The 6047-nt window shown below is 50.3% G+C and carries 7 protein-coding genes; 3 read left to right on the top strand and 4 right to left on the bottom strand.

The features are described from left to right. Nucleotides 1–242: integrase core domain-containing protein (locus BLR50_RS12050; protein ID WP_143008112.1), on the top strand; the 242-nt coding region annotated here is incomplete at its 5' end. Between the two features lie 80 nt (nucleotides 243–322). Here BLR50_RS12050 and BLR50_RS12045 read toward each other — a convergent pair. After that, complete coding sequence (locus tag BLR50_RS12045) at nucleotides 323–1099, bottom strand: putative ABC transporter permease (protein ID WP_242871761.1); 777 nt, start codon at nucleotides 1097–1099, stop codon at nucleotides 323–325. A gap of 324 nt (nucleotides 1100–1423) precedes the next feature. Between BLR50_RS12045 and pfkB the strand changes: the two genes are divergently transcribed. Further along, the gene (gene pfkB, locus BLR50_RS12040; RefSeq protein WP_092642640.1) at nucleotides 1424–2341 is read left to right on the top strand and encodes a 1-phosphofructokinase; all 918 of its coding nucleotides are present in this window, start codon (nucleotides 1424–1426) and stop codon (nucleotides 2339–2341) included. A 239-nt stretch (nucleotides 2342–2580) separates the two neighbouring features. On the opposite strand, the gene BLR50_RS12035 is transcribed toward pfkB, so the two are convergent. The 3 genes from BLR50_RS12035 to BLR50_RS12025 form a co-directional block, all read right to left on the bottom strand. Next, on the bottom strand, nucleotides 2581–3012 hold the full coding sequence (locus BLR50_RS12035; RefSeq protein ID WP_092642637.1) for a C-GCAxxG-C-C family protein: 432 nt from the start codon (nucleotides 3010–3012) through the stop codon (nucleotides 2581–2583). 87 nt (nucleotides 3013–3099) lie between these two features. Beyond that, entirely contained in the window at nucleotides 3100–4893 is a 1794-nt protein-coding gene (ade, locus tag BLR50_RS12030) for an adenine deaminase (protein WP_092642634.1), read from the bottom strand. A 133-nt stretch (nucleotides 4894–5026) separates the two neighbouring features. After that, nucleotides 5027–5548 carry a nitroreductase family protein gene (locus BLR50_RS12025; RefSeq protein ID WP_092642631.1) on the bottom strand — a complete coding sequence of 174 codons (522 nt, stop codon included), beginning with the start codon at nucleotides 5546–5548 and terminating at the stop codon, nucleotides 5027–5029. Between the two features lie 129 nt (nucleotides 5549–5677). On the opposite strand from BLR50_RS12025, the gene BLR50_RS12020 reads away from it, so the two are divergent. Beyond that, on the top strand, nucleotides 5678–6022 hold the full coding sequence (locus BLR50_RS12020) for a winged helix-turn-helix transcriptional regulator (RefSeq protein WP_092642628.1): 345 nt from the start codon (nucleotides 5678–5680) through the stop codon (nucleotides 6020–6022). The last annotated feature ends 25 nt before the right edge of the window (nucleotides 6023–6047 follow it).

Below are 6047 nucleotides of genomic sequence, written 5' to 3'. Positions count from 1 at the left end.
TCGAAAAAGCTGGTATGACGCAAAGCATGTCCCGTGTGGCACATTGCATCGACAACGGTCCTATGGAAGGATTCTGGGGCATTTTGAAACGCGAACGCTATTACGGTCGGAGATTCACCAGCAAGCAGAAACTTATTCAGATGATTGAGAGTTACATCAGCTATTACAACACCCGGCGTGTGCAACGCAACTTGGGTGTTCTGACACCGTTAGAGAAATTTAATCTCTACTTCGCTGCATAAAAAGCGACCAGTGGTTTTGTTCACCACTGGTCGGGAAAATTTTATGTTTTTTCGCTGTCCTCTTGACGGGATGCAGTTCATTAGGTGGGCTGCTTGTTTTTTGCGGTTTCGTTTACCGGCTCCATGCTGGGGAATATCTTTTCAAGCATTTCGTCCGGGTATTCAGTATCTAAAAACTGCTGAAATCCGTTATCCGGCGGTATCCCTGCTCGACGCTGCGCCTGACGTTCCACTGCCAGCGCCGAGATACCCATATTCAGAAGCATAAAGATTGTCAGCGCCCAGGTTAGTACCACACCCCAGCGCTTGGGAAGCTTTTCAATCAATGACGAAAGCAGCGGGTAAACGCGCTTCATCCAAGCAAGGCCCAGAACACCCCAGAACAGCATATACGGCACGTTGGTGCGGCCGTCGATATTCAGCGGCATATAGCTGTAATCCCAAGAAACGGTGCCAAAGATGCGTTCCTGCAGGAAGCTGCAGAAGTACTCAAAGCCTCCGCCGATGAGCGCGCTGGAGATAAAGATAAATAAATCGCCGCGTTGGGCGATGGGGTAAAGCAGGCAGGTCATTAACACGGCACCCACACCGTATATCGGGTTAAACGGGCCGTAGATGACCCCGGAACGGTTCTGAAGCACGTGGTTGTTTACAAGGCAAAGCACCGTTTCAAGCACTACGCCGATAAAACAGCCAATCATAAAAATCCAAAACAGCTTGGCATAGCACAAGCCATAGGCAAACGGTTTTACCTTGGGCTCGGCATCCGTCTGAAGCGAACCGCTCTGTGCATCGGCAGTATGTATAATGTTGGCATTATTACTTTGCGCTGGTTCCTTTACCATCTCGCGGTTCATTGCTTCACCTCCGCAGTACAATGGCGGACTATACACCAATACTTATAATTACCCATGGTTGGGCAATAATAATAGATCTTTATAATAAATACTTGTGGTTATTATAACACAAAATACCTTAAAAAGCCTATAGAGAATATAAAAAATTACAAGCTTGGTTTTATGCAGTCATATGTTTATACGATATTCTATGCGGTTTATCTTCAGACGAATCATCAATTTCTTCCCGAAAATTTTCGCTTTCTTTGCAAAAATGCTGGATTTTGCACGAAAATAGTGATAATCTATATACAGAATTTGTTAGGTGGAAAGGAAACGCTTGCCATGATTTATACCGTTACCTTAAATCCCGCGCTGGACTATGTAGTAAAGGTGCCCGATTTTAAGCCGGGAGATGTCAACCGCACGGAGGAAGAAAGGCTATACCCCGGTGGTAAGGGGATAAACGTTTCCATCATTCTCAGCCGCCTTGGCATGGACACGACCGCGCTGGGGTTTACGGCAGGCTTTACAGGGGATGAGATTGAGCGCGTGCTAGGAACCCTTGGCTGCAGGGCTGCATTTACCAGGGTACGGAGCGGGGTATCGCGTATCTGCGTGAAGGTGCTGGCAGGCGAAGAAACCGAAATTAACGGCCGCGGCCCCGTGATTTTACCTGAGGAGCTGGATGCCTTGTTCGGTAGCCTTTCCAAAGCAGAGAAGGGCGATACCGTTGTACTGGCGGGCAGTATTCCCGCTTCGCTGCCCAAGGATGTATATAACCGGATACTGGAGCTTTTAGCGGGAAAAGGGGTATATACCGTTGTAGATACGGCGGGTGAGGTGCTGTTGAACACCTTACAATATAAGCCGTTTCTTATCAAGCCCAACCTGCGGGAGTTAAGCGAGCTGTTTCACGAGATTCCCTGCAGTGGGGGCGAGATGACTGCCTGCGCAAACAAGCTGATACAAGCGGGAGCACAGAACGTGCTGGTGAGCCTGGGCGGCGACGGTGCACTGCTGGTTACGCAAAGCGAGGGCATATACCGCTGCTCGGCACCGAAAGGCAAAGCGGTTTACACGGTTGGCGCGGGCGACTCGATGGTGGCGGGGTTTATTAAGGGCTATTCCCAGAACGGCAGCTATAGGGAGGCACTTGCCCTCGCAGTAGCAGCGGGAAGCGCTACTGCATACAGCCCTTGGCTTGCAGAACAGGAGGAGATTATGCACCTGCTTGGGCAGGTGATAGTCGAACAGTTTTAATACTTATCTTCAACAGATAGTACATGTTTTAAAAAGGCTCTATAATAAATGTTGCGGTAGACAACAAATAGAGCTCAAAAAAGAGTAAAAAAAGAGAGCATATTTGTGGAAAAACCGACAGCATGGAATTGCTTAGAAACCATCATCGGAGGTACACAATATGCTCTCTACTAATATTACAGCAAAACTGTCGGGATTAAAAGAGGTAATCATAAAAAGGAGGAGAATAACTGTTCTGTTTAAAGAACATCCCCTGCTATTTTTACCGCGTCGGTGATAACACGGGGGCAAACGGTGGCGAACAGATTCTTGTCTTTGAGTATTTTCATCTCTTCGGGCAGTGAGAGGTTGTAACCCAACAGCTCTTTGCAGAGGATAGAGCCGTTCCTGGCTTTAAAAAGTTCAATGAACTCAACGGCTTTTTTGCTTGCGAGCTCCTTTGCGGCAGTATCCCCGGGAAGAGTTTGACCGTATTTACACCCTAAGGCCATCAAAGCACCTGAAACCGCGCCGCAGACCTCCCCGCACCGCATGCCGCCGCCAAAGCACCCAGCCACCTTATATGCTGTTTCCTTGTCAAGGCCTAAGTCCTCGGCAAAGGCGGAAAAGACCGCCTGAGCGCAGTTAAACTTGTTGTCGAATACTTGTAAAGCTACCGCTGTTCTATCCATCTGTCTTACTCCGTTTCTATAGTTAATATTATGCTTATTCCAATTAGAAACATAGAAAGCATTTAAGCAGAATATTTCATGTGCTTCTTATTTGGAATTTGTATATAGGGGAACAAAATCACTTTTTAAAACATCTACCAACCCCATATCGGTAATGCGAATCTCGGGGATAACCACGAGCGGCAGCAGCGACATGGTCATAAAGGGCGACATGACCTTTGAGCCTAAATGTACCCACGCTTCGGAAAGACTGTGGAGCTTTTCGGCGGCCTTCTCGGCGGGGAGACTGCTCATCAAACCTGCAATCGGCAGTTCAAACAGGGCAAGGGTCTTGCCGTTTTCCACCGCGGCCATTCCGCCAGAGCATTCTATCAGCAGGTTTGCGGCATAGGCCATATCCTCGTCACTTTTACCCAGCACAATCAGGTTGTGCGCGTCGTGTGCATAGGTGGAGGCAACGGCCCCCTTCAATAATCCGAACCCCTGCACAAAGCCGATGCTCATGCCGCCGGCGGGCTGGTGCCGGTTGATAACCGCAACCTTGCAGATATCTTCACCTTCGGGCAATTCTATAAAAGAGTTTTTTACGGGAAGTTCCCTCATAATCTGCGTGGTAAGCACGCTGCCCTCCTGCACCCCAATGGCACGAACCTCCACCGAGGTTATCCCTTTAGGTGCCTTTACCTTAAAGGAATCGGGGGAAAGCTTTTCAGAGCGCTTAACCGTATGCAGCAGTTCATCAGGGTACTGATAGCCGCCACAGGGTACCAGCAGGCTGCCGTTGTGTGCAATATGTCGGCCGCCTATAAACACATCCTCAACCCGCATTGTTTCAAGGTCGCTTAACAGCACCATATCAGCGAGCCGCCCCGGAGCAATCGCCCCAAGCTCACGCTCCAGCCCGAAGCAGGATGCGGCATTGATTGTCGCCATTTGAATGGCGGTAACCGGCTTTACCCCATGTGCAACGGCCATGCGTACAATGGCGTCCATATGCCCGCGCTCAATCAATGTATCGGCATGCAGATCATCCGAAACCAACACAGCCAGCCGAGTGTCGATATCGTGTTCGGTAACAGCCTTAATCACCTGCGGCAGGTCATCCCACGCCGATCCCTCGCGAATCATGGCGTACATGCCAAGGCGCATCTTTGCCAAGGCCTGCCCGGCGGTGGTGGATTCATGGCAGCAGCAGATGCCCGCCGCAATATAGGCATTTAAGGCTGCACTTGTATCGTCGAGCGGGAAGTGGCCGGTTACCGGCTTACCTGCCATCAGGGTGCGGTTTACCTTTTCCAGTGTATCCCGGTCGCCGTTTAAAATACCGGGGTAGTTCATCATCTCGCCAAGCCCCGCAACACCGTCCCACCGCATGGTTTCGGTGATATCGTCGGGTGTGATGGAAGCGCCGGTATGCTCCAGCCCCGGAGAGGCGGGTACACAGGAGGGTGTGGTGGCAAAAACACGAAGAGGGGTAGTAGCCCCATCCTCTAGCATGGCTTTCATGCCGGTCAGGCCCGTAACGTTTACAATCTCGTGCGGGTCCATAAACACCGAGGTGGTGCCGTGCACAACCACCAGACGCGCGTATTCGCCAACCGTTACCATGCTGCTTTCAATGTGCAGGTGCCCGTCGATAAAGCCCGGTGCAAGTATTTTACCCTTCGCATCGAATACCACGGTTTCACCGCCGATGGCGGCGCTTGCGTCACCGACAAGCGCAATCCGCCCCTGCTTTACGGCTACTCCAGTGTTTTCAAGCACTTCGCCGGTGTAAACATTTACAAGGCGGGCGTTTTGTATTACCAGGTCGGCGCTGCTGCGGCCCATCGCAACATCTCCGAGCTCTTTTGAAACCTCCCACAACGGTTTATACTTCATACACACACGCTCTTTTCAATCTGTATTTTACACCACACTGTCGGTAAATTAGTATTATTATACTTACGCAACATTACCCTGTCAAATACAGTTAATTAAAGCGCTAAACTGAGCTGCAAGTGCCTATGTACAACTACCACCTGCTGTTATAGTGTACCTTTGCTTCATCAAACCGGTTGGCAGGCTCCTTAAACTCTGCGGGGTAGCCGGCTGCAACGAACGAGAAAGGGATTATCTCCTGCGGAATGTTCAACGCGCTGCGTATAATCTCCATATCACGGTCTGCCGCTTGCGTTACCCCCATCCAAATGGCGCCTAGCTCAATGGCCTGTGCGGCAAGAAAGATGTTTTCGGTTGCCGCGGCACAGTCGTGCTCCCAGTACTGCTTCAGTGTTGCGGCCTCGGGGTTGCCGCAAACCAGGATTACCAACGGGCTGTTCTTCATCGCAGTGTATCCGCCGTGTATCTCGGAAAGGGCGGCCAGCACCTCTTTATCTTCTATTACTACGAAATGCCACGGCTGCTGGTTGCAGGCCGAAGGGGCGCTCATGGCAGCCTTCAATAATTCTTTTACCAGCTCAGCGGGTACCTTTTCGTCGCGATATTTGCGGATGCTTCTTCTGGCGGCAATTTTGTTTAACATAACGTTATCCATATCTTTCACTCCTAATCGGTTTATGTTATAACTGTATTATAAAGACTGGGCAGGCACAAGTACGCACTTTTCAGGAAGATAGTATGCAAACGGGAACCTGATGGGGCCATGAAAGGCGGAGGATGACAGATGATCACCTACAATAACAAACAGTACAACTGCCCGCTTGAGATGACGATGGACCTGATTGACGGCAAGTGGAAGGTGCTGATTATGTGGCAGCTTTCGGAAAAGGTAGGGCGTTTTAATGAGCTTAGGCGGCAGTTTCCCCAGATGACACAGAAGATGCTCACGCAGCAGCTGCGCGACCTTGAGAACAACGGGTTAATAATCCGCACGGTTTACCCGCAGGTTCCGCCAAAGGTGGAGTATACACTTACCGAGTTTGGGCGCTCCTTAATCCCCCTTTTGCGGCAGATGGATGACTGGGGGAGCGAATATGCCGCTGGGCAGACCAATCAAACTGAAAAATGATAAAAAGCGCAGGCGCGGCAAGGTG

It is taken from the genome of Acetanaerobacterium elongatum (assembly GCF_900103835.1).
GTDB classification, from domain to species: Bacteria; Bacillota; Clostridia; order Oscillospirales; family Ruminococcaceae; genus Acetanaerobacterium; species Acetanaerobacterium elongatum.
The sequence above is the reverse complement of the archived record's forward strand: the minus strand, read 5'-3'. Positions and strand labels throughout refer to the sequence as shown.